Origin of the sequence: Microterricola viridarii, assembly GCF_900104895.1 — a bacterium.
In the GTDB taxonomy this organism is placed as follows: domain Bacteria; phylum Actinomycetota; class Actinomycetes; order Actinomycetales; family Microbacteriaceae; genus Microterricola; species Microterricola viridarii.
This window is the reverse complement of record NZ_LT629742.1, coordinates 434,832-456,316: the sequence shown is the minus strand read 5'-3', so window position 1 is coordinate 456,316 and position 21,485 is coordinate 434,832. Positions and strand designations below refer to the sequence as shown.

The 21,485-nt window shown below is 70.2% G+C and carries 19 protein-coding genes; 10 read left to right on the top strand and 9 right to left on the bottom strand.

Annotation, left to right across the window (positions count from 1 at the left end):
- Positions 1 to 171 precede the first annotated feature (171 nt).
- Complete coding sequence (locus BLT62_RS02090) at positions 172 to 1,563, bottom strand: MFS transporter (protein WP_172829607.1); 1,392 nt, start codon at positions 1,561 to 1,563, stop codon at positions 172 to 174.
- 110 nt (positions 1,564 to 1,673) lie between these two features.
- Here BLT62_RS02090 and BLT62_RS02085 point away from each other — a divergent pair, with 110 nt between their 5' ends.
- Positions 1,674 to 1,985, top strand: a complete 312-nt coding sequence (locus BLT62_RS02085) for a hypothetical protein (RefSeq protein WP_083362569.1) — start codon at positions 1,674 to 1,676, stop codon at positions 1,983 to 1,985.
- A 3-nt stretch (positions 1,986 to 1,988) separates the two neighbouring features.
- Here BLT62_RS02085 and BLT62_RS02080 read toward each other — a convergent pair whose 3' ends face one another.
- Positions 1,989 to 2,819 (bottom strand): M15 family metallopeptidase, encoded by an 831-nt coding sequence (locus BLT62_RS02080; protein ID WP_231919309.1) that lies wholly within the window; start codon positions 2,817 to 2,819, stop codon positions 1,989 to 1,991.
- Between the two features lie 220 nt (positions 2,820 to 3,039).
- Between BLT62_RS02080 and BLT62_RS02075 the strand changes: the two genes are divergently transcribed.
- The 5 genes from BLT62_RS02075 to BLT62_RS02055 all read left to right on the top strand — a co-directional run bounded on the left by BLT62_RS02075 (position 3,040) and on the right by BLT62_RS02055 (position 8,928).
- Entirely contained in the window at positions 3,040 to 4,362 is a 1,323-nt protein-coding gene (locus BLT62_RS02075) for an ABC transporter substrate-binding protein (RefSeq protein ID WP_407937554.1), read from the top strand.
- A 103-nt stretch (positions 4,363 to 4,465) separates the two neighbouring features.
- Positions 4,466 to 5,512 carry a carbohydrate ABC transporter permease gene (locus BLT62_RS02070; protein WP_083362567.1) on the top strand — a complete coding sequence of 349 codons (1,047 nt, stop codon included), beginning with the start codon at positions 4,466 to 4,468 and terminating at the stop codon, positions 5,510 to 5,512.
- Positions 5,509 to 6,423: a carbohydrate ABC transporter permease gene (locus tag BLT62_RS02065; protein WP_083362566.1), complete on the top strand. Its 915-nt coding sequence runs from the start codon at positions 5,509 to 5,511 to the stop codon at positions 6,421 to 6,423. Before BLT62_RS02070 ends, BLT62_RS02065 begins: the two co-directional genes overlap by 4 nt.
- Entirely contained in the window at positions 6,423 to 7,874 is a 1,452-nt protein-coding gene (locus BLT62_RS02060; protein WP_083362565.1) for a GH1 family beta-glucosidase, read from the top strand. The genes BLT62_RS02065 and BLT62_RS02060 overlap by 1 nt, the downstream gene beginning before the upstream one ends.
- A 76-nt stretch (positions 7,875 to 7,950) precedes the next feature.
- The gene (locus BLT62_RS02055; protein ID WP_231919308.1) at positions 7,951 to 8,928 is read left to right on the top strand and encodes a LacI family DNA-binding transcriptional regulator; all 978 of its coding nucleotides are present in this window, start codon (positions 7,951 to 7,953) and stop codon (positions 8,926 to 8,928) included.
- A 248-nt stretch (positions 8,929 to 9,176) separates the two neighbouring features.
- Here BLT62_RS02055 and BLT62_RS02050 read toward each other — a convergent pair whose 3' ends face one another.
- A complete protein-coding gene (locus BLT62_RS02050) occupies positions 9,177 to 10,076 on the bottom strand; it encodes a DNA-methyltransferase (protein WP_083365255.1) in 900 nt (299 codons plus the stop codon).
- A 33-nt stretch (positions 10,077 to 10,109) separates the two neighbouring features.
- A complete protein-coding gene (locus BLT62_RS02045; protein ID WP_083362563.1) occupies positions 10,110 to 11,291 on the bottom strand; it encodes a low temperature requirement protein A in 1,182 nt (393 codons plus the stop codon).
- A 203-nt stretch (positions 11,292 to 11,494) separates the two neighbouring features.
- Between BLT62_RS02045 and BLT62_RS02040 the strand changes: the two genes are divergently transcribed.
- Positions 11,495 to 11,821, top strand: a complete 327-nt coding sequence (locus BLT62_RS02040; protein WP_083362562.1) for a TFIIB-type zinc ribbon-containing protein — start codon at positions 11,495 to 11,497, stop codon at positions 11,819 to 11,821.
- A 140-nt stretch (positions 11,822 to 11,961) separates the two neighbouring features.
- Here BLT62_RS02040 and BLT62_RS02035 read toward each other — a convergent pair whose 3' ends face one another.
- Together BLT62_RS02035 and BLT62_RS02030 are read right to left on the bottom strand one after the other, a co-directional pair.
- Positions 11,962 to 13,011 (bottom strand): lipoate--protein ligase family protein, encoded by a 1,050-nt coding sequence (locus tag BLT62_RS02035; RefSeq protein WP_083362561.1) that lies wholly within the window; start codon positions 13,009 to 13,011, stop codon positions 11,962 to 11,964.
- Between the two features lie 203 nt (positions 13,012 to 13,214).
- Positions 13,215 to 14,108 (bottom strand): alpha/beta fold hydrolase, encoded by an 894-nt coding sequence (locus BLT62_RS02030; protein WP_083362560.1) that lies wholly within the window; start codon positions 14,106 to 14,108, stop codon positions 13,215 to 13,217.
- A 160-nt stretch (positions 14,109 to 14,268) separates the two neighbouring features.
- Here BLT62_RS02030 and BLT62_RS02025 point away from each other — a divergent pair, with 160 nt between their 5' ends.
- From BLT62_RS02025 to BLT62_RS02015, 3 genes are read left to right on the top strand one after another with little or no spacing between them, the layout of a single operon-like run.
- Positions 14,269 to 14,655, top strand: coding sequence for a MarR family winged helix-turn-helix transcriptional regulator (locus BLT62_RS02025; RefSeq protein ID WP_083362559.1), 387 nt, complete (start codon positions 14,269 to 14,271; stop codon positions 14,653 to 14,655).
- Between the two features lie 5 nt (positions 14,656 to 14,660).
- Positions 14,661 to 16,241 (top strand): MFS transporter, encoded by a 1,581-nt coding sequence (locus tag BLT62_RS02020; protein ID WP_197675157.1) that lies wholly within the window; start codon positions 14,661 to 14,663, stop codon positions 16,239 to 16,241.
- Positions 16,242 to 16,263: 22 nt separating this feature from the next.
- Entirely contained in the window at positions 16,264 to 17,211 is a 948-nt protein-coding gene (locus BLT62_RS02015) for a 2-hydroxyacid dehydrogenase (RefSeq protein WP_083362558.1), read from the top strand.
- A 22-nt stretch (positions 17,212 to 17,233) separates the two neighbouring features.
- Here BLT62_RS02015 and BLT62_RS02010 read toward each other — a convergent pair whose 3' ends face one another.
- The 3 genes from BLT62_RS02010 to BLT62_RS02000 all read right to left on the bottom strand — a co-directional run bounded on the left by BLT62_RS02010 (position 17,234) and on the right by BLT62_RS02000 (position 21,424).
- Positions 17,234 to 18,247 carry a LacI family DNA-binding transcriptional regulator gene (locus BLT62_RS02010; protein WP_083362557.1) on the bottom strand — a complete coding sequence of 338 codons (1,014 nt, stop codon included), beginning with the start codon at positions 18,245 to 18,247 and terminating at the stop codon, positions 17,234 to 17,236.
- 113 nt (positions 18,248 to 18,360) lie between these two features.
- A complete protein-coding gene (locus BLT62_RS02005; protein ID WP_083362556.1) occupies positions 18,361 to 19,338 on the bottom strand; it encodes an aldo/keto reductase in 978 nt (325 codons plus the stop codon).
- 7 nt (positions 19,339 to 19,345) lie between these two features.
- Complete coding sequence (locus BLT62_RS02000; RefSeq protein WP_083362555.1) at positions 19,346 to 21,424, bottom strand: beta-galactosidase; 2,079 nt, start codon at positions 21,422 to 21,424, stop codon at positions 19,346 to 19,348.
- Between the last annotated feature and the right edge of the window lie 61 nt (positions 21,425 to 21,485).

Sequence of the window (21,485 nt, the reverse complement as noted above, 5' to 3'; positions counted from 1 at the left end):
GGGGATACGGTGACGCATAAATCCGTTCTGATCAGCCAATGGGGACCATCAACCAGAACAAGCCCAAATGTCAGAGATCTGTGCAGATGCTGCACAGAAGGTGAGAAATGAGGGTTTCTCACCCCCGAAAGGGGGAGTGTATCGATCGGTTTTGTCCCCCGGAATCGAGCCTCAGCCGACGCGTCGGGCGCGCAGCGCGAACAGCACCAGCGGCACCAGGACGAGCAGGGCGAGGGCATTCAAGGCGGGGAACCCGCCCCAGGCCAGGATCACGCCGGAGAGCGCCGCCGAGCTCGCCGCGGCCAGATTCATGGCCGCATCCGTCGCGCCCTGCAGCGGCACGCGCACCTCGCGGTCGACGGCCTGGGTGAGCTGCGCCGAACCGCCGATCATGCCGGCCGACCAGCCGAGCCCGAGCAGGCCGAGCGCGATCGGCACGGCGATCATGTTGTCGGAGGGCACCGTGATGCCGATGAGCGCGGCCACCGTGAACAGGGCGACAGCTAGGGCGATGACCCGCTCGGAGCCCCAGCGGTCCGCCATCCAGCCCATCAGCGGGCTGGCCCCGTACATGCCGAAGATGTGGATGCTGATCACGAGCGATTGCAGGCCGAGCGAGAGGCCGTGCTCGTGCATGCTGACCGGGGTCATCACCATGACGCCCACCATGACGGTGTGCGAGCAGACGATCGCGAGCACGCCGACGGCGGCGCGCGGCTGGCGCATGGCGATGCGGAGGGCGTCCAGCGTGCGCACCGCCGGCTGCGCGGGCTGTGCCGGCTGCTGCGGGTTGCCTGCATCGCCGACGGATGCCGCGGCGCCCTTCTCCGCGGCATCCGCCGCCAGCGCCCCGGCCGGCGGGGTGCGCAGCAGCAGGGCAGCGAGCAGCGAGGCTGCAGCGAAGGCCACGGCCGAGAACAGGAACGGGCCGGCCAGCGGCTCCATCCCGAGCGCGGTGCCGACCTGGGCGCCGATCGTGGAGAGGTTCGGGCCGGCGACCGAGCCGATCGTGGTCGCCCAGAGAACCAGCGACATGGAGCGCGCCTCGTAGCCCGGCGCTGCGACCTCGGTCGCGGCGAAGCGCGCCTGCAGGCCGGCGGCGCTGGCGGCCCCGAACGCCCCGAGGCCGAGGAAGAGCAGCGGCAGGATGCCGGATGCCGCCGCGGCCAGAATGAGCACGGCGCCGAGGACGGCGAGGGCGTAGCCGCTGGCGAGTGCCCAGTGCCGCCCGACGCGGGTGGCCAGGCGCGCCATCGGGATCGCGACGAGGCCGGCCCCGAGCACGCTGGCGGTCTGCGCCAGGCCAGCGAGGGTGACGGCGCCGGTGAGCTCGCGGGCGAGCACACCGCCGACGGCGATCCCCGAGGCGACGCCGACGCCGGCGAGCAGCTGATTGACGATCAGAATGGTGAGCGGCACCCAGCCGCGGCGCCGGCTGAACCGGCGGTTACGGCGGGCGGCGCCGGCCGGCGCACCAGATGTCGTGCCGAATGACGTGCCGAATGACGTGCCGGATGACGCTGGCCCGGCGTGCTGCGCGGGCTGCCCGGTGTTCGCGCTCACGGAGCTCCCCTCGTCGGGCGGAGCGTGCGGCATCCGCGCCCCCCAGTCTGGCGCACGTCACGCTGGCCGCGCACCGGTCTCCCGTCAATCGCGGCCGGTAGGCTTCGAGGGTGAACAGCGAGCAGGCGTGCGGGATCTGCGCGGGGCCGACGGCAACCAGCCAGCGTTACCCGCAGCATCTCTGTCGAGCGTGCGTGGCCCGCAGCACCGATGCGGCGGGCAGACCCGTGAGGGTGGGCAACACGACACCCCATGGCGCGGGCGTTGCGGCGTTCTACGACGGCGGCATGCCGGCAGAGCTGGAGGAAACCCGCTTCGGGCTCATCGTCTACTGCGACGGAATCCGCTGCGAGGCGGCAGAAGCGTACATGGGCGGAATCGTCATCCAGCCGGCGCAGGCCGCGGAGGCCCGTCACGCATAGCGCCTACGGGTAGGCCGGGGCGGCGGGCAGGCCGAAGAACTCCTCGAGCGTGCTGAAGCCGGTGTTGTGCATCTCGGTGGAGAGCTCCACGCCGATGTAGCGGAAGTGCCACGGCTCGAAGTCATAGCCGGTCACCGCGGTCTTGTCGGCCGGGTAGCGCAGCAAATAGCCGAAGCGCCAGGCGTTGTCGCGGAGCCAGACGCCCTCGGCCGTGTCGGTGAAGCAGGTGGCCAGCGAGCACACGCCCGAGGTGGCCCCGATGTCCATGGTGAGCCCGGTCTGGTGCTCGCTGTAGCCGGGGCGCGCAGTGAGGTTGTCGTCGCCGGCGTAGAGCTCGACCTGCGTGGAGTAGCTGCGGTAGGCGCTGTTCGAGGCCAATGAGAGCCCCGCCTCGGATGTCGCGGCGGCGAACATCGCGACGATGGCGTCCGAGGCCTCCTGGCGCATGAGCGGGTCCCACGTGTGCGCCACCGGCACGGTCACGAGGTCGGCGGGCGCGTAGTCGGCGGGGTTGAGCGGGCGCAGCTTGTTGACCACGAGCCAGATGCTATTGGGGTCGTCGATCGAGCGCGCGGACTTGTCGAAGCTCGGAACGAGCACCGGGGGCGCGGTGACGTCGGGCGACGGGCGCGCCGGCTCGCTCGGCGTCGGGTCCGGCGTCGCGGTCGGCGTTTCGCTCGGTTCGTTCGAGGCCTGCGCGTCGCGGTCTGCGCCGGCCGCCGCGCCGATGGCAATGACCCCGGCGATCACGCCGGCGAGAACGGCCGCGGCGATCGTACGCCGCAGCCGCACCTGGCGGGAGAGCCGGCGACGGGGGCGTTGCAGTTCAGACACACTCCCGAGCGTACTCGGCATGGCTGGGCATTCCGCGCGGCCCCGGCGCGGCCGGACCCCTGCGCCCAGAAAAATTCGAGAGAGCGCTCTCTTGACAAAGCCCGCCCGCCTTCCCTAGCATCGGCTGAGCAGTCGTGAGAGCGCTCTCTTGCCCCGCAGTGAGAGCGCTCTCTAGCAACAACCACAACAAAATACCCACCCACACACCACGCACAAAGGAGTGACCGTGAAGCTCTCACGACGCACAACTGCTGTTGCCACCGTCGCCGGCGCAGCAGCATTCGCATTACTGGCCACAGGCTGCGCCTCCGGCGCAGGAACGTCGCCGGAATCATCCGACACCCCGGTCGAACTGACCATCACCACGTTCGGCACCTTCGGCTACGACGAGCTGTACAAGCAGTACGAGGCGGAGAACGAGAACGTCACGATCACCGCGACGAACATCGACACCGGTGGAAACGCCCGCACCGACACCTTCACGAAGATCGCGGCGGGCTCCGGCCTCTCCGACATCGTCGCGCTGGAAGAGGGCTGGCTCGGCTCGATCATGGAGGTCTCCGACCAGTTCGTCGACCTGGCCGACTACGGCATCAACGACCGCAAGGCGGACTGGGTCGACTGGAAGCTCGCCCAGGCCACCGACCCCAGCGGCCGCATCATCGGCTACGGCACCGACATCGGCCCGCAGGGCCTCTGCTACAACGGCGCGCTGTTCGAGGCGGCCGGCCTGCCGAGCGACCGCGAGGCCGTTGCCGAACTGCTCGGCGGCGACGACGCCACCTGGGAAGACTTCTTCGCCACCGGCAACACCTACAAGGCCGCAACGGGCAAGGCCTGGTACGACCAGTCCGGGTTCGTCTGGAACTCGATGGTCAACCAGCTCGACGAGGGCTACTACACCGCCGACGGCGAGCTGAACGTCGAGGGCAACACCGAGCTGCAGGAGCGCTGGGCGCTCCTCGCCGGCGCTGCCGCGGACGGCCTCTCCGCCGCCCAGGGCCAGTGGGACTGGAACGGCGGCAAGTCGTTCGTTGACGGCACCTTCGCCACCTTCGTCTGCCCCGGCTGGATGCTCGGTGTCGTGCAGGGCCAGACCGAGGCCGGCGGCGGCGACGCCACGACCGGCTGGGACTTCGCCGACGTGTTCCCCGGCGGCGCAGCCAACTGGGGTGGCGCGTTCCTCGCCGTTCCCGAGACCAGCGAGCACAAGGCAGAGGCGGCCAAGCTCGCCTCCTGGCTGACCGAGGCCAAGCAGCAGCTCGGTCAGTTCGCGGCGGCCGGCGCCTTCCCGAGCGTCGCTGCAGCCCAGGACGAGCTCGCCAGCAACCCGACGCCGAACGCGTTCTTCAACGACGCACCCGTCGGCACGATCCTGGCCGCACGCGCCCAGGGCGTCGTCGCCCAGTTCAAGGGCCCGGATGACTCGATCATCCAGGAGAACGTCTTCGGACCGGTCACCCAGAAGCTGGACAGCGGCGCAGCGAACGCCGAGACCGGCTGGGCAGAGGCCGTGACGCTGTTGAACGAGCTCATCGACTAAGAGCGGCAGCACAACTCCGGGGTCCCCGAGCAACACCGTGTCGGGGACCCCACCCTGTCACCCCGCACCACCACCGCTTCACCTCTTCGAAATCGGACACACGATGACCTCCACCCTCAACCGGCCACCGGCCGGGAGCGCCCAGGCCCCGGCTGACGGGCCGGCGCCGCGCAAGGCCGCCCCCTGGCGCCGGCGGATGAGCGCCCTCGACAGCAAGGCCTCGCCGTACCTCTACATCTCGCCCTTCTTCGTGTTGTTCGGCATCGTCGGCCTCTTCCCCCTGCTCTACACCGCGGTGGTGTCGATGCACGACTGGGACCTGCTGAAGGGCCAGGGCGAGTTCGTCGGGCTCGAGAACTTCGTCACGATCCTCGGCGACCGCTTCTTCTGGAACTCCATCTTCAACACGGTGAGCATCTTCCTGCTCTCGGCGATCCCGCAGATCTTCGTCGCCCTCGCCCTCGCCGCCGTGCTCGACCAGAACCTCCGCGCCAAGACCTTCTGGCGGATGAGCGTGCTGCTGCCCTACGTTGTCACCCCCGTCGCGGTGACGCTGATCTTCTCCAGCGTGTTCAACGAGCAGTCCGGGCTCGTCAACAACATCCTCGGCGTCTTCGGCCTCGACCCGGTCGCCTGGAAGCACGACGTCTTCGCCAGCCACATCGCCATCGCCAGCATGGTGAACTGGCGCTGGACCGGCTACAACGCGCTCATCCTGCTCGCCGCGATGCAGGCGGTGCCGCGCGACATCTACGAGTCGGCCGCCATCGACGGCGCCGGCCCGATCCGCCGCTTCTTCTCCCTCACGATCCCCAGCATCCGCCCCACCCTCGTCTTCGTCGTCATCACGGCGACCATCGGCGGCCTGCAGATCTTCACCGAGCCGAAGCTGTTCGACGTCTCCAGCGCGGGTGGCATCGGCGGCGCCGACCGGCAGTTCCAGACCACGGTGCTCTACCTCTGGGAGATGGCGTTCTTCCGCCAGAACCTCGGCAAGGCCTCGGCCATCGCCTTCCTGCTCTTCATCCTCATCGTGCTGATCGGCCTGCTGAACTTCTTCCTCTCGCAGCGGATCGCCAGCGCCGAGCAGCGCAGCAACGACAAGCGCACGGCCCGCGCGCTCAAGAACTACCGAGGAGGTCGGTCATGACCAGCACACTCACCGAGGCCGCCCCGGCCGCGCCCGGCGAGTCCGCCGCGCGGCCGCAGGCACCCGCCCGCAAGCGCCTGCGGCTGCGCCGCGGCGCCGGCGACCGCCCCGGCTTCCTCGTCTACGGCCTGCTCACCGCCTTCATGCTCGGCACCGCGTACCCGCTGTGGTGGTCGTTCGTGGTCGCCAGCGGCACGAACGCCACCCGCGGCGAGACGCTGCCGCTCATCCCGGGCGGCAACTTCCTCGCCAACGCCGCCAAGGTGCTGGACGCCATCCCGTTCTGGAAGGCGCTCGGCAACAGCATCATCATCTCCCTCGTCATCACCGTCTCCGTCGTGGTGTTCTCCACGCTGGCCGGCTACGCCTTCGCCAAGCTCCGCTTCCGCGGCCGCGACGGCCTGATGATCTTCGTCATCGCCACCATGGCCATCCCGACCCAGCTCGGCATCATCCCGCTGTTCATGGTGATGCGCCAGCTCGGCTGGACGGGCGAGCTCGGCGCCGTGATCGTGCCGACCCTGGTGACGGCGTTCGGTGTGTTCTTCATGCGCCAGTACCTGGTGGACGTCATCCCAGACGAGCTGATCGAGGCCGCCCGGGTGGACGGCGCCGGACAGTTCCGCACCTTCCTCACGGTCGCGGTGCCCGCTGCCCGGCCGGCGATGGCGATCCTCGCCCTGTTCACCTTCATGACGGCCTGGACGGACTACCTCTGGCCGCTGATCGTGTTGAACCCGGGAAACCCGACCTTGCAGACAGCCCTCGGTCAGTTGCAGTCTGGCTACTACATCGATTACTCGATCGTGCTCACCGGCGCGGTCATGGCCACCATTCCATTGCTTGTGCTGTTCATCGTGGCGGGCAAGCAACTCATCTCAGGAATCATGCAAGGAGCCGTGAAGGGCTGATGACTACCCAATTCCCCCCGACGTTCATCTGGGGCTCGGCCACCGCCGCCGCCCAGATCGAGGGCGCAGGCCACGAAGACGGCAAGCTCGACTCCATCTGGGACGCCTTCGCGCGCGTGCCCGGCGCCGTCGCCAACGGCGACACCCCCGAGGTGGCCGTCGACCACTACCACCGCTACCCCGGCGACGTGGCGATCATGAAGCAGATCGGCCTGGACTCCTACCGCTTCTCCACCAGCTGGGCCCGCGTGGTGCCCGACGGCCACACGGTGAACCAGAAGGGGCTCGACTTCTACTCTCGTCTCGTCGACGAGCTGCAGGATGCCGGCATCCTGCCCTGGCTCACCCTCTACCACTGGGATCTGCCGCAGGCCCTCGAGGAGAAGGGCGGCTGGGCCAACCGCGACACCGCCCACCGCTTCGCCGACTACGCCGAGGCCGTCCACGGCGCGCTCGGCGACCGGGTGAGCAATTGGACCACCTTCAACGAGCCGTTCTGCTCGGCGATACTCGGCTACGGGGCCGGGGTGCACGCCCCCGGGCGGCGCGACCCGCGCGCCACGGTGGCCGCGATCCACCACCAGCACCTCGCGCACGGCCTCGCCGTGAACCGCCTGCGCGCCCTGTCGGCCGAGCCGCTGCAGATCGGGATCACGCTCAACCTCTCCAACGCGATCCCGCTGGATGCCGCCGACCCCGTCGACCTCGAGGCGGCCCGGCGTTTCGACCTGCTGCAGAACCGGGTCTTCCTGGAGCCGGTCGTGACCGGCGCCTACCCCGCCGACGCCTACACCGACCTGGAGCAGTTCGGCATCCGGGACGTCATTCAGGACGGCGACCTGGAGATCATCGGCACCCCGATCGACTTCCTCGGCGTGAACCACTACCACGACGACCAGGTCAGCGGCCACCCGGACGACACCGGGACGGACGGGCACTCGGGCGCGACCGACCGGCAGATCAGCTCGCCGTGGATCGGCTCGGAGTACATCACCTTCCCCAGCCGTGGGCTGCCGCGCACCGCCATGGACTGGGAGGTGAACCCCGCCGGGCTGACGAAGCTGCTCGTGCGTCTGGGCGCCGAGTACCCGCAGCTGCCGCCGCTCTACGTCACCGAGAATGGCGCGGCCTACGAGGACGTCGTCGAGGCGGACGGCAGCGTCAACGACGTGCAGCGCACCCGCTTCATCGCCGACCACATCGACGCCATCGGCGCCGCCATCGAGCAGGGCGCAGATGTGCGCGGCTACTTCGTCTGGTCGCTGCTCGACAACTTCGAGTGGTCGTGGGGCTACGACAAGCGCTTCGGCATCGTGCGGGTGGACTACGACACCCAGGTGCGCACGATCAAGAACAGCGGGCACGCCTACGCCGAGCGCATCGCGCGCGAGAAAGCCCGGAGCGGGGCGGGCGCACAATCCGCCCTGCATGCCGCGGCCGAGTCGCAGTAGGGTGGATTCCTCAGCACAGACGGGGAATCGCGTGAACAGCCCAAGCATCGGTAATACCCCCGTTCCCACGCTGGAAATGGTGGCCGCACAGGCGGGCGTCTCGCGCGCCACCGTCTCGCGGGTCGTGAACGGCTCCCCCACCGTGACCCCCGAGATTGTCGAGTCGGTCAACCGGGCCATCGCCGAACTCAACTATGTGCCCAACCGGGCGGCCCGGATGCTGGCCAGCCGGCGCACCCAGGTGATCGCGCTGATCGTGCCGGAGTCGTCGGCGAAGATCTTCGCCGACCCCTTCTTCGCGCAGCTGGTGCAGGGCGTCGCCCTGCACCTGGCCGACACCGAGTACATGCTCAACATGCTCATCGAGTCGGAGGCGAACTCGGGCAAGACCCGGCGCTACCTGCTCGGCGGCAATGTGGACGGCGCGCTCGTGGTCTCGCACCACGCCGGCGACCACTCCTACGCCCAGCTGAACGGCACCCTCCCCGTGGTCTACGGCGGGCGGCCGCTGGTGCCGGAGGACAACGAGCCGTACTTCGTCGACGTCGACAACCGGGGCGGCGCCGCGGCCGCCACGGAGCACCTCATCGGCAGCGGCCGTCGCCGCATCGCGACGATCGCCGGCCCGCAGGACATGCCGCCCGGCTTCGACCGCCTGGACGGCTGGCGCGGGGTGATGCGGGCGAACGGCCTCGACGACTCCCTCGTCGCGCGGGGCGACTTCACGGTGGCGTCGGGTGCCGAGGCGATGCGTGGGCTGCTCGAGCGGGAGCCGGGCATCGACGCCGTGTTCGCGGCGAACGACCAGATGGCCGTCGGCGCGTACCAGGCGCTGGCCGAGTCCGGGCGTCAGGTGCCGGGCGACGTGGCGGTGATCGGCTTCGACGACAACTCCTTCGCCGAGACGGCGTCCCCGGCGCTGACCACCGTGAGCCAGCCGGCCGTCGGCATGGGCCAGGCGATGGCCGAGCTGCTCGTGCAGATCATCGAGGGCCGCCCGCACCAGGATCACCTGGTGCTGCCGACCACGCTCGTGCGGCGCGCCTCGGCCTAGCTGGTTGGTGGCCTGGCCGGTCGCCTGCCTGGCCGTCCGCTGGCTTGGCCGGTCGTCTGCCTAGCCGGTCGTCTGCCTTACCGGTCGTCTGCCTAGCCGGTCGTCTGCTTAACCGGTCGTCTGCCTAGCCGGTCGGCGGAGACGGCGCGCGACACGCCGGAGTCTCGCCCGTTTCGGGGCCAGCTGGGGCGCCGTCTCCGCTGACTGGCTGTGCGGCAGCGGCAGCGGCAGCGGCAGCGGCAGCGGCTCTACTCGAAGCTGACGGCCTCGTTCGCGGCGAAGCGCACCCGCATGGTGTCGATAGCCGCCTGGTTCTGGTCGACCAGTACGAAGTTGCGTCCGAGCGCGGCGGCGACGGCGCCGGTGGTGCCGCTGCCGGCGAAGAAGTCCAGCACGGTGTCGCCCTCGCGGGAGGACGCCTGGATGATGCGGCGCAGGATGCCGGCCGGCTTCTGCGTCGGGTAGCCGGTCTTCTCCCGCCCGGTCGGCGAGACGATGGTGTGCCACCAGACGTCGGTGGGCAGCTTGCCGCGCTCCGCCTTCTCGGGCGTGACGAGGCCCGGCGCCATGTACGGCTCCCGGTCGACGCTCGCGGAGTCGAAGTAGTACGCCGACGGGTTCTTCACGTAGACGAGGATCGTGTCGTGTTTGGTCGGCCAGCGACTCTTCGACTTGGCGCCGTAGTCGTAGGCCCAGATGATCTCGTTGAGGAAGCTCTCCCGGCCGAACAGCGCGTCCAGCAGCACCTTGGCGTAGTGCGCCTCGCGGTAGTCCAGGTGCAGGTAGAGCGTGCCGTCATCCGCCAGCAGGCGCCAGGCCTCGATGAGGCGCGGCTCCAGGAACAGCCAGTAGTCCTCGAAGCGGTCGTCGTAGCGCATCAGGTCGCCGCGGATGCGCTCGTACAGCTGCCCCTTGAAGCCGCTGACGGTTCCGGCCGCGTGCGCGCCGTCGGAGTCGGGCTCGCTGCGCACGCTGGTCATGGTCTGCCGGGTCTGCGAGCGGCCCGTGTTGAACGGCGGGTCGAGGTAGATCAGGGTGAAGGAGCCGTCGGCGAAACCCGGCAACACGGTGAGGTTGTCGGCGTGGATGACGCGGCCGGTGGGCGCGGGCTGCGGTTCGACCTCGGGCCCCGCCGCATCGGCAGGGATTTCGGACGCAGCAGATTCGGGCACCCGCCCAGTCTAGGCAACCGGCAGGGCCCTGCCCCGGCGCCGCTCGCCGAGCTCGGTCGAGGCCACGATGTAGGCCAGCACCGCGACGGTGCAGTAGACGATGGATGCCGCGGGCAGCAGCGTCGCGGCGACGGCGAGCAGCGCGGTGAGGGCCAGCGCCGGCACCGCCCAGCGCAGCACCCCGCGCACCGGCCTCCCGAAGCGCAGCGACACCACGGCGTTGCAGAGGTAGAACACGGCGATCCCTCCCCACAGCGACACGGCGGAGGCGAGCGGCAGCGGGTCTGCCGGGTGCAGGATCGCGGCGCTGATCGCCCCGGAGATCGCGGTGACCCCGGCGACGATGAGGAACGGCAGGAACGCGGCGGTGTCGCGGATCGCCCGGTAGTCGCCGGCAGCATGCAGGGCCTCCAGCCCGTCGCGCATCGCGTCGGTTCCGTAGAGGAAGAACGACCAGGCCAGGAGCGCGATCGCGGCGAGCGCCGCCGCCGCGGTGAGGCCGGATTCCAGCGTCCACGTGTCGCTCAGCACGCCGACGATCGAGAGCACCGACTCACCGAAGACGATGACAACGAGCAGGCCGAAGCGCTCGGCGAGGTGCTCGACGTTCAGGCGCTCGAGCACCCGGTCCGACCAGCGCGCCCCCGTCGCGATGAGGAGCACCACCTCGAGCAGGATCGCGGCCGCCCAGAGCACGAAGTTCCACGGGGCGGGCAGCCAGATCGAGACGAACCAGAGCAGCGCGGTCAGGCCGTTGTAGGCGAGCAGCCGCAGCCGGGACGCCGTGCCGCTGCCCCAGGACTGCCAGCTCCACAGGCCGAGCAGGATCAGCCGGAGCGCCGCGTTGCCGGCCGCGAACAGCCAGGCCCGCTCCCCCGTCGCCTCGGGGGCGGCGACGGCGATCGCCCCGATCGCGAACATCGAGGCGAGCATCACGCCGGCCAGCTGGCGCCGGGTGAGCCACGGCATCACGTTGACGGCGAAGGTCAGGTTCACCCACGACCACCACACCGAGGCGAACAGCGCGAGGAAGGTGAGCAGGCCCGCGATGCTCGGATGCTCGTGCAGGCCGTGCGCCAGCTGGCCGACGAGCGCCACGAAGATCAGGTCGAAGAACAGCTCCATCCAGTGCGCGCGGGACGGGTCGCGGTCAGACGCCCAGACACGCGCCGGCGTCGGCTCAGCACTCACGGGCACCTCCTTCGCGAACGCGACAGTACTCCGAATCCGGGTTGCCCGCGATGGCTGGGGGCCTCTCGGCGGGCGGATGCCGCGGCATCCGCCCGCCGGTGCGCAGCCGGGCACCTGCACAGTTTTCTCCGGCGGCGGCTTGCTACTCTGGCGGCGCCCTACCCCGCCCGCACGCTTCGTGCGCAACCCTGAGGAGACTCTCTGTGAACTGCCCCCTCGACAGCACCCCGCTCGTGATGAGCGAGCGCTCCGGCATCGAGATCGACTACTGCCCGCAGTGTCGCGGTGTCTGGCTCGACCGCGGCGAGCTCGACAAGATCATCGAGCGCTCCTTCGGCGCGCAGCCGGCCGCGCAGCAGGCGCCCGTGCAGCAGGCCCCGGCACAGCAGGCCTACCCCGCCCAGCAGCAGGGCTACCCCGCACAGCAGCAGGGCTTCAACCCGCGCGACCTCTTCGGCGGCCAGAGCAGCACGGATGCCTACGGGCGCAAGCGCAAGAAGGAGAGCTGGCTGAGCGAGCTCTTCGACTAGCGCGACGCGGAGCGTCGCGAAAGGCGGCAGCCCTGGCCAAGGAAACCTGCGAAACCGTCACCGGTGCTTGCCGGGTTTCGACCCTGCGACAAGCTCACGACAGGGCTGGCTCAACCAGCGGGAAGGCCCGCCGGCATCCGCTACGGAACGCGGTTGAGCCAGGCCTCGGTGCCGAACTTGCTCGCGACGAGCTCCTCGGCGGCGGCGTACTCCGCCTCGGTGAGCGCGCCCGGCGTCGCGCCGTAGAGCCCGGCGAAGGTCTCCTTCATGCGCTCGATGATCTCGGCGCGGGAGAGCCCGGTCTGGCTGCGCAGCGGGTCGACCCGCTTGGCGGCGCTGGCGATGCCCTTGTCGCTGATCTTCTCGCGGCCGATGCGCAGCACCTGCGTCATGACGTCGCCGTCCATGTCGTAGCTCATGGTGACGTGGTGCAGCACGCCGCCGTTGCCGAGCCGCTTCTGCGCGGCCCCGCCGATCTTGCCCTTCGGGCTGGTGATGTCGTTGAGCGGCTGGTAGCTCGCCTCGATGCCGAGCGACTGCAGCGCCTGCAGCACCCAGGCGTCGAGAAAGGCGTAGGAGTCGGCGAAGCTCATGCCGCCGACGAGGGAGGCCGGCACGTAGAGCGAGTAGGTGATGATGGCACCCTTCTCCATCATCATCGCGCCGCCGCCGGAGATGCGCCGAACGACCTGGTAGCCGTGGGCGGCCGCGCCCTCCGGGTCGACCTCGTTCTTCAGCGACTGGAAGCTGCCGATGACGACGGCGGACTCGTCCCACTCCCAGATGCGCAGCAGCGGGCCGCGCGCGCCGTCGCCGACCTCGGTGGCGAGCACCTCGTCGAGGGCGAGGTGCATGGCCGGGGAGACGGCCTTGTCGTGCACGATCTGCCAGTCGTAGTCGCGCCAGGTGGTGGCGGCCGACAGCGCCCGGCGGATGGCGACGGCGACGCCCTCGGCCGAGAAGCCGAGCAGCACGGCATCCGCGGGTAGCGCCTGCTTCACGGCCGCGGCGTAGGCGGCGGCATCGGCGTTGGCCGACATGCCCTCGATCGCGGCGTTGACGGCGTCGAGCGCCTCGTCGGGCTCGAGGAAGAAGTCGCCGGCGAGCCGGAACCCGCTGATCGCGCCGTCCACGACCTCGAAGTCGACGACCACGAGCTTGCCGCCAGGAACCTTGTATTCACCATGCACGGCTTCAGCCTATGGCTGCGCGACGCGAAGCGCCGCGAAAGGCGGCAGCCGGAACCCAGGCAAACTCAGGAACTGCGAGCGCTGCTGGTGCGGCCGAGAGCGATCTCGCGGCCCCCGAAACGTCTCGCGGCCCCCGCTATACCGAGGGCCGCGAGACTTATCGCGGGCCGCGACAGGGGGTCACGCGGCGGGCGTGCCGCGGGCTAGGCGCGCTCCGGCATCCGCTGGTCGAGCCAGGCGATCGTGTCGGCCATAACCTCGGCGCGGTTGATCTCGTTGAAGACCTCGTGTCGGGCGCCGGGGTAGACGATGAGGGTCACATCGCTCAGGCCGGAGCGGTGGCGGTAGGTCTCGACCAGCTTGAGCGCGCTCTTCTCGGCGCCGAGGGAGTCGTCGCTGCCGACCTGGACGAGCAGCGGCAGCTCCGGGGGCAGGTTGCGCGCGGGGCGGCCGAGCAGGCGCAGAGCGTCGATCGGGCCGAACAGCTTGATGATCGGCTTCGTCGTGGTGAGCGGGTCGGAGATGAACGCGGAGTGCACGGCGGGGTCGCGGCTCAGCCACTCCACGCCGGTGTTGCCGAGGTGCTTGTGCCTGCGGTTCAAATCGCCGCTCTCCATCGAGCCGACCATCCGGTAGGCCGTGCCGGTCAGGATGACGGCGGCGTAGTCGTCGGCGTGCTCGTTCACGATGATCTGCGCCATCAGCGATCCCCAGGAGTGGCCGAGCAGCACCAGCGGCAGGCCGGGGTGCTCGGCGCGCGCCTCGGCGGCGATGATTCCGCTGAACTGGTGCACGGCCTTGATCGTGGCCTTCAGCCCGCCGGGGCCGAGCCGGCCCATCCGGTCGAGATCGCCGCCGTGCTGCTCGAAGCCGGTGCGGCCGTGGCCGCGGTGGTCGTCGGCGTAGACCGAGTAGCCGGCCTTGTTCAGCTCGCCGACCAGCTCGAGGTAGCGCAGCGCGTGCTCGCCGACGCCGTGCGCCAGCTGGATGACCGCGCGGGGGTTCTCGACCGGCCAGGAGTAGTAGTGGATGCGCACCCCGTGCGCGTCGGTGAAGGTGCGGCTCGGGATCTCGACGTCGGTGCTCGGCGTTGGCATGCCGCCATTCTGGCAGCCGCGCGCCGCCAGCGGTAGCAGGGGCGGGGTTTCCACTGGCCCACCAGCGGGGCCGCGGCTTCCGCATTTACTTAGCAATGCTAATGAGCTATGCTAACTATTCGTGGCCAAGACGATTGCAGAGCAGAGCTCAGACGTTCGAATGGCCACGCTTCGGCTCGCCAGGCGACTGCGCGCCGAGAAGGCCGACGACGACCTCAGCGATGGCCAGTTCTCTGTGCTCGCGGCCCTGTACGTGCACGGGCCGCACACGCTCGGCGCCCTCGCCGAGCGCGAGCACATCTCGCCGCCGTCGATGAACCGCACCGTCAACTGCCTCGAGGGCCTGGGTTACCTCAGCCGCGAGGCCGACGAGGCCGACCGTCGCAAGGTGAACATCAGCCTCACCGAGGCCGGCACCACCACCGTCGACGAAACAGTCAAGAAACGCGACCGCTGGCTCACCCGCCAAATGCGCGAGCTCAGCAGCGACGAGCGGGCCACCCTGGCATCCGCCGCCGAGATCCTCAGGAGATTAGCCACCCAGTGAGTGCCATGTTCCGCTCCCTCTCGAATTACAACTACCGCGTCTGGTTCATTGGCGCGCTGGTCTCCAACGTGGGTGCGTGGATGCAGGCGACGACGCAGAACTGGGTCGTGCTCACCGACCTCACCGACAACGACGCGGTCGCCGTTGGCGCGACCATGGCGCTCCAGTTCGGGCCGCAGCTCCTGCTCGTTCCGATCACCGGGCTGATCGCCGACCGCTTCGACCGGCGCACGATCCTCTTCTTCACCCAGTCGGCACTGATGGCGCTCGGCATCGGGCTCGGCCTGCTGCTGCTGCTCGGCCACGCCGAGCTCTGGCACCTCTACGTCTTCGCCCTGCTGCTCGGCATCGTGAACGCCATCGACGGGCCCGCCCGCCAGACCTTCGTCAGCGACCTGGTCAGCGAGCACAACATGGCCAACGCGGTCGCCCTGAACTCCGCCTCCTTCAACGCGGCCCGCATGATCGGCCCGGCCCTCGCCGGCTTCCTGATCGTACTGATCGGCTCCGGCTGGGTGTTCATCGCCAACGCCGCGACCTTCATCGCCGTGCTCATCGCGCTGGCCATGCTGAACTCCTCGAGGTTGCGCCGGATGCCGCGGGCGCCGCGGGCCCGCGGCCAGTTCGTCGAGGGGTTCCGCTACGTGGCGAAGCGCCCCGACCTCATCGTCGTGTTCGTGATCGTCTTCCTCGTCGGCGCCTTCGCCATGAACTTCCCGATCGTCTCGTCCACCATGGCGGTGGAGTTCGGGCGCGGGGCCGGCGAGTACGGCCTGCTCTCCTCTATCCTCGCGATCGGATCGCTCTCGGGCGCCCTCCTCGCCGCCCGGCGCGAGAAGGCCCGCTTCGGCGTGATCATCGTGGCCGTCGGCGGCCTCGGCGTCGCCTCGCTCCTCTCGGCGCTGATGCCCTCGTTCTGGACGTTCGCGTTCTCCCTGATCTTCATCGGCTTCTCGGCCGTGACCATGCTCACCACCGCGAACGGCTTCGTGCAGACCACGACCGAGCCGGCCGTGCGCGGCCGCGTGATGGCGCTGTACATGGCGATCCTGATGGGCGGCACCCCAATCGGCGCCCCCATCGTCGGCTGGGTCGCCAACGCGATGGGCCCGCGCTGGGCGCTGATCGTGGCGGCCGTCGCCGGCGTGATCGGCTTCGCGATCGGCGTCGGCTGGCTCGCCGTCGCCCGCGAGCTGCGGCTGCGGCCGCATCCGCAGACCCGCTGGCGCCTGGTCTTGACACACAGCGCCCGCCCGCTGAGCGCCGTGCTCGCGGCGGAGGCGGAGGCGCTGGACGGGCGCATCGACGGGGTGCGGATGCCGGTGCCCACCACGACGATGCCGATCGCCGTGGTCAGCGAGAACCGGGTCACCCCCGAGCAGTTCTCGGAGCAGGTCGCGCTCACCTCGCCGATCCCGGTACCGCGCTACCACAGCGACGAGTTGGACGACTTGGCCGAGTTGGACGACTTGGCCGAGCTGGGCGATCTGGCCCAGCTGGACGACTTGACCGAACTGGGCGATCTGGCCGAACGGGCCGAGCTCGACGAGCGGGGCGGCCGCGGCAGGGGTGCCGCAGCCCGCTAGCGGGCGGCGCTACGCTCGAACCATGACCATCTCTGACACCGCCGCAGCCACGCCCGCCCTCGTCGTCAGCCTGCCCGGCGCGGCGCTCCGCACCGCCCTCGGGCCGGTTCCGGACGGCGTGCTGCTGGTCGAGTGGGACATGACCGGGCCCGCCCCGCTGCCGCACATCGACATCGCGGTGCCGCCGTACATGGGCGCGACGCCGCTGCTCGCGAACCTCGCCGGCACCACGACGCGGCTCGTGCAGAGCCAGTCGATCGGCTACGACGGCGTCGCCGATGTGCTGCCGCCCGGGCACGTTTTCGCCAACGCGACATCGGTGCACGAGACATCCACCGCCGAGCTGACGCTGGCCTTGATCCTGGCGTCGCAGCGCGGCATCCCCGACTTCGTGCGGGCCGCGGCCGAGGGCCGCTGGGCGCCCGCGCGGCACGCCAGCCTCGCCGATCGCACCGTCCTGATCGTGGGCTATGGCGGCGTCGGACAGGCCATCGAGGCCAGGCTGGCCCCGTTCGAGGTGAACGTGGTGCGCGTCGCGTCCACGGCCCGCGAGGGTGCGACCGGCCACATCCACGGCATCGACGAGCTGGCCGCGCTGCTGCCGCAGGCCGACATCGTGGTGGTCGGTGTTCCGCTCAGCGACGCGACGCACCACCTCGTCGACGACGCCTTCCTCACGGCGATGCCCGACGGCGCGCTGCTGGTGAACATCGCCCGCGGGCCGGTCGCCGACACCGCCGCGCTGCTGGCCCACGCCAGCTCCGGCCGCCTGCGCCTTGCCCTGGACGTGACCGACCCCGAGCCGCTGCCGGCCGGGCATCCGCTGTTCGCACTGCCCAACGTGCTGATCACCCCGCACGTCGGCGGGGCCTCGACGGCGATGATGCCGCGGATGGGACGGCTGTTGGCCGACCAGATCGCGCGGATGCTGCAGGGCGACGCCCCGCGCAACGTCGTCGTGCGGAGCTAGCCCGCGCCGTGCGGCGGCGCGGTTAGCCGGCGGTCCCCGTCGAGGCGCGCACCACGAGCTCCGGCTGGAACACGATCTGCTCGTGCTCGAAGTCCGGCCCGCCGGCTGCCTCGCGCAGCAGCAGCTCGACGGCGGTCGAGCCGATCAGCACGCTGGGCTGGCGAATCGAGCTGAGCGGTACGACCGCGGTCGCGGCGAAGTCGATGTCGTCGTAGCCGATCAGCGCGATGTCCTGGGGCACGCGGATGTCGCCGAGCATGGTCAGCGCCTGCAGCACGCCCAGGGCGAGCAGGTCGTTGGCGGCGAAGACCGCCTCCGGCCGGGCGTAGGCGGCGCGCTCGCGCAACGCCTCGCCGACGGCGCGCCCGTGCAGAACCGTCAGGCCCTCGCCGTCGATCACCTCGAGGCTCGCGCCGTACACCTCTTCGACCGCCTTCTGGGCGCCGAGCAGGCGGTCGGCGACCTGGCGGATGCCGTGCGGGCCGCCCACGAAGGCGATGCGGCGCCGGCCGAGGTCCAGCAGGTGGCGCACGGCCAAGTAGCCGCCGGCCACGTCGTCGACCGAGACGGAGGAGAACTCCCCCACGGAATCCTGGCGGTCGACCAGGACGGTCGGGATGCCGCGCTCGCGCAGCGCGGCCAGCCGGCCGAGGTCGTCGCCGAGCGGCGAGATGAGCACGCCGTGCACGCGCTGCTCCTGGAACAGCGCGATGTAGGCGGTCTCGCGCTCCGGCTTCTCGTCACTGTTGCCGAGGAGCACCGAGAGGGAGCCCTCGGCCGCCTTGTCCTCCGCGCCGCGGGCGACCTCGGTGAAGAACGGGTTGCGCACGTCGAGCACGATCAGGCCGATGCTGTGGCTCTGCCCGGCGCGCAGCTGCCTGGCCGCCTCGTTGCGCACGAAGCGGAGCTCGGCGACGGCGCGTTGCACGCGTTCGACGGTTGCCGGCGCCACCTTCTCCGGCCGGTTCAGCACGTTGGACACGGTTCCCACAGAAACCCCCGCCAGCGATGCCACATCGCGCACACTCACGCTCACTCGCGGATCTCCCTGTCTGTCTGGACTTCTCCTGAAAGCCTAAGCCACGGATGCCGCATTGCAGGTGTGGTTGAAACGAATCAGTCTCGCGCGCCGCCAGCCGCCGTTCTGTGTCACCACGCGTAAGCCTCCGGCGCCTGGCCGCCCGGCCCCGCCCAGATCTGATCGAGCTCGGCGAGGTCGGCGTCGGAGAGACTGATCTCCAGTGCGCGCAGCGCGCCCTGCAGCTGTTCGCCGGTGCGCGGGCCGACCACTGGAGCCGTCACGGCCGGCTGGTGCAACAACCAGGCCAGGGCGAGGTCACCGGGGCCATGGCCTCGCGCCGCAGCGAAGGCCTCGTACGCCTCGACCGCGCCACGCCGCGCACCGAGCGTCTCGACGACGCCGGCCGAGCGGGACTTGGCAGCCTTCGCGAGCACGCCGCCGAGCAGGCCGCCGGCCAGCGGCGACCAGGGCAGCAGGCCGATGCCGTAGTGCTGGGCTGCCGGGATCACCTCAAGTTCGAGGGAGCGCTGGGCGAGGTTGTAGACGGACTGCTCGCTCACGAGCCCGGTGCGGCTCGTCGCCCGCGCGAACTCCTGGTACTGCGCGAGGTTCCAGCCGGCGAAGTTCGATGAGCCGAGGTAGACGATCTTGCCCTGCTGGCGGAGCAGGGTGAGGGCCTCGAAGATCTCGTCGAGCGGCGTATGCCTGTCGATGTGGTGCATCTGGAACAGGTCGATGTAATCGGTCTGCAGCCGCCGCAGCGAGGCGTCGACGGCTCGCCGGATGTGCAGTGCCGAGAGGTGGCGGTCGTTGGGGCCATCGCCCATGTCACCGTACGCCTTGGTGGCCAGCACGACCTGGTCGCGGCGGGCCGCCCCTCTGGCGCTCAGCCACCGCCCGATGATCTCCTCCGTCTGGCCATTGAGATCCCCCCAGGGCGCACCGCCGTAGACGTCGGCGGTGTCGATGAAGTTGATGCCCGCCTCCGTCGCGGCGTCCAACAGCCCGACCGACGCCTGTTCATCGATGACGGGGCCGAAGTTCATGGTGCCGAGGCACAGCCGGCTGACCGAGACGCCGGAGCGCCCGAGGTACGTGTAGCGCATCAGCGGCCTAGATCTCGGTGTTGAGCAGCACGAAGCCGAACGGGTCGAGGGTCAGCTCGCCGGCCGGACGGATGCCGCCGGCTGCGGTCCGCGCGCTCAGCGCAGCGTCGGAGCCGCCGACCACCGCACCCGCGGGCACGACGACCGTTGCCGGCCGGGAGTCATGGTTGATCAGTGTCAGCACGGCGCCGCGGCGGACCGCCTCGACGGTCTCCGGCAGCCCCGCGAGCACCGGCTCGACGCCGGCCTCGGTGAAGAGGCAGGCGGCGATCGCTGCGGCGCCCGCGGCATCCGGCACCGTGGCCAGGTAGTACGCGGCTCCCCGGCCGTGGCTGTTCACGGTGAACGCCGGGTCGCCGTCGCGGCGGCCGCCCGCGAAGCGGCCGAGCGCGGTCGCGCCGGCCAGGTGGATCTCCTCGGCGAGGAGGGTGCCGGTGATGGGGCCGAGCTGCGAGGCGATCGGCGCAAACATCTGGCCGGGCACGGCTGGCGCCGCGCCGTCGGTGGATGCCGCGGTGGCACCGGCGGAGTCCCCTGTGCCCGTGGCCCGTGTCGGCGGCACAAGCGCGCCGAAGTCCTCGAGCCAGATGCCGAGCGCGCCACCCAGCTGGGTGAGGTAGCCGCCCTCGCGGAATGCGTCGTTTTCGTCGACGACGTCGGAGAACGCGGTGACCAGCAGGTGGCCTCCGGACGCAGCGAACGCGAGGAGGTTGGCGGCGTCATCCGCCGTCAGCAGGTAGAGCTGCGGCGCGATGACGACCCGGTAGCCCTCGAGGTCCGAGCCCGGCTGAACGATGTCGACCTGCACGTGCAGGCGGTGGATCGCGGCGTACCAGTCCTGCACGAGGCTGGGGTAGTCGAGGACAACGGGGTGGTCGGGATTGCCGATGGCCCACCAGTTCTGCCAGTCGAAGACGATGGCCACGCGGGCGTCGCGGGAGCCGCGCGGCAGCTCGGGCAGCGCGGCCAGCTCCGCCCCGAGAGCGGTGACCTCCCGCCAGGTGCGCGTGCGGGTGCCGGCCTGGGGCAACATCGCCGAGTGGAACTTCTCGCTGCCGCTGCGGGACTGCCGCCACTGGAAGAACATCACGCCGTCGGCGCCGCGGGCGACGGCCTGCATGCTGACCGCGGCCATCTGGCCCGGGGCCTTGGGTGCGTTCGTCTGGCGCCAGTTCAGCGCGTTCGTGGCCTGCTCCATCAGTATCCAGGGAACGTCTGGGTTGAAGGAGCGCATGAGGTCGCGGGCGAAAGCCGACGCCCTGAACGACTCGGGGTCGTTCGGATCCGGGTAGCAGTCGTCGCTGATCACGTCGATCTCCTGAGCCCAGCGCCAGTAGTCGGCCGGGGGGAACGCGCCCATGAAGTTAGTGGTGACGGGCTGGGTCGCGCCCGCGGAGCGGATGATCGCCTTCTCCATCCGGAACAACTCGAGCAGGGTGTCTGAGGTGAATCGCTTGAAGTCAAGCAGGCCGGCCGGGTTCAGGCTGTACGGGGCCTTGCGTGGTGGCACGATCTGGTCGAAGTCGGTGTACAGCTGCGACCAGAAAGCGGTGCCCCAGGCGGCGTTGAGCGCCTCAACGGTGCCGTACTTGGCCTCCAACCAGACGCGGAACGCGTCGCGCGCGTTGTCCGAGTAGTCATAGTGCAGGTGGCAGCCGTACTCGTTGTTGACGTGCCACATCACGACGGCGGGGTTGTCCTTATAGCGCTCGACCAACGCGGTGACGAGCTCGGCCGCGAGCCGCCGATAGACCGGCGAGCTTGGGGCGAATGCCTGCCGACTGCCCGGCCAGAACACGCTGCCATCGGCGTCCCGCGGCAGCATCTCGGGGTAGGCGGATGTCGCCCACGGCGGTGGCGACGCGGTGGCGGTAGCCAGGTCCACGGCGATACCTCCCTGGTGCAGCAACTCGATCACCGTGTCGAGCCACTCCCAGTCGAACACGCCCTCGGCCGGCTGGATGCGCGCCCAGGCGAAGATGCCCAGGCTGACCATGGTCACCCCGGCCTCGCGCATGCGGGCGACGTCCTCGTGCCACGTCTGCTCTGGCCACTGCTCGGGGTTGTAGTCGCCGCCGTAGTGCATGTCGAAGACTCCTCGTCGAATCGATTGGAACGTTTTAATCACGCTAGCAGTCGCCGCGAGC

Coding starts and splice junctions, on each gene's coding strand:
- BLT62_RS02000 (WP_083362555.1), bottom strand. CDS start 21,424: ATGCACTACGGCGGCGACTACAACCCCGAGCAGTGGCCAGAGCAGACG.
- BLT62_RS02025 (WP_083362559.1), top strand. CDS start 14,269: ATGGCCACGCTTCGGCTCGCCAGGCGACTGCGCGCCGAGAAGGCCGAC.
- BLT62_RS02065 (WP_083362566.1), top strand. CDS start 5,509: ATGACCAGCACACTCACCGAGGCCGCCCCGGCCGCGCCCGGCGAGTCC.
- BLT62_RS02030 (WP_083362560.1), bottom strand. CDS start 14,108: ATGCCAACGCCGAGCACCGACGTCGAGATCCCGAGCCGCACCTTCACC.
- BLT62_RS02005 (WP_083362556.1), bottom strand. CDS start 19,338: ATGCGCTACACGTACCTCGGGCGCTCCGGCGTCTCGGTCAGCCGGCTG.
- BLT62_RS02015 (WP_083362558.1), top strand. CDS start 16,264: ATGACCATCTCTGACACCGCCGCAGCCACGCCCGCCCTCGTCGTCAGC.
- BLT62_RS02070 (WP_083362567.1), top strand. CDS start 4,466: ATGACCTCCACCCTCAACCGGCCACCGGCCGGGAGCGCCCAGGCCCCG.
- BLT62_RS02055 (WP_231919308.1), top strand. CDS start 7,951: ATGGTGGCCGCACAGGCGGGCGTCTCGCGCGCCACCGTCTCGCGGGTC.
- BLT62_RS02060 (WP_083362565.1), top strand. CDS start 6,423: ATGACTACCCAATTCCCCCCGACGTTCATCTGGGGCTCGGCCACCGCC.
- BLT62_RS02020 (WP_197675157.1), top strand. CDS start 14,661: ATGTTCCGCTCCCTCTCGAATTACAACTACCGCGTCTGGTTCATTGGC.